The sequence below is a fragment of the Pseudomonas sp. SIMBA_041 genome, from assembly GCF_046535095.1.
In the GTDB taxonomy this organism is placed as follows: domain Bacteria; phylum Pseudomonadota; class Gammaproteobacteria; order Pseudomonadales; family Pseudomonadaceae; genus Aquipseudomonas; species Aquipseudomonas mucoides.
Genome location: NZ_JAWRXJ010000035.1, coordinates 1 through 574, shown reverse-complemented (window position 1 = coordinate 574; position 574 = coordinate 1). Strand labels below are relative to the sequence as shown.

Below are 574 nucleotides of genomic sequence, written 5' to 3'. Positions count from 1 at the left end.
GGCGCAAGGCCACGATAAACCCCACATTGGATGGCAGACTGCTGGCAAACGAGGATGCGGGTGTCAGCGCGGAAATATTACTTATGAGGGACCACAACATCCCCATAGGCCCGACCAAAAGCTGTGAGGAGGTGTCTAGTAATGGAAAATCTTGATGCCGACGATTTCAAGGCTGAACTATCCATTGCACTGAAGAATTGCGGCCTGAGTGATCAGCAGCCAAGCAATAGGGAAGCACTATTACGAAAAATTCACGGCATATTTGTTGATGGAAATCCGCGTGCTTGGTGGACAAGTTTAAAAGAGAAGCCAATTGTATTTCAGTATGAAGACGATAGTGGCTACTTGCATCTTGCTGAGTTGGCTCCTTCCTCGACGCGAGACGTATGGTTTGTAGTGGATGAGGGTGACGAGGAAAAGTTTATCTTCGATGCTCCAATTCAGGCGATCTCCGAAGTTATAAAAGAATGTCGGTTCTTTGAGTATTACGTAGTCCCCAAAGACTTCTCGTGGATGCTTGCGGAAAATGATCACGGGGACTTGCTGTTCGTAACCAGCATGACCGACGCAGTAC

The 574-nt window shown here is 47.7% G+C and carries 2 protein-coding genes; both read left to right on the top strand.

Features of this window, described 5'->3' with window-relative positions; all coding sequences use genetic code 11:
• The coding region (locus SB725_RS30095; protein ID WP_410923011.1) for a polymorphic toxin type 47 domain-containing protein at positions 1-127 on the top strand (127 nt) is incomplete at its 5' end.
• 14 nt (positions 128-141) lie between these two features.
• The coding region (locus tag SB725_RS30090; protein ID WP_410923010.1) for a DUF6756 family protein at positions 142-574 on the top strand (433 nt) is incomplete at its 3' end.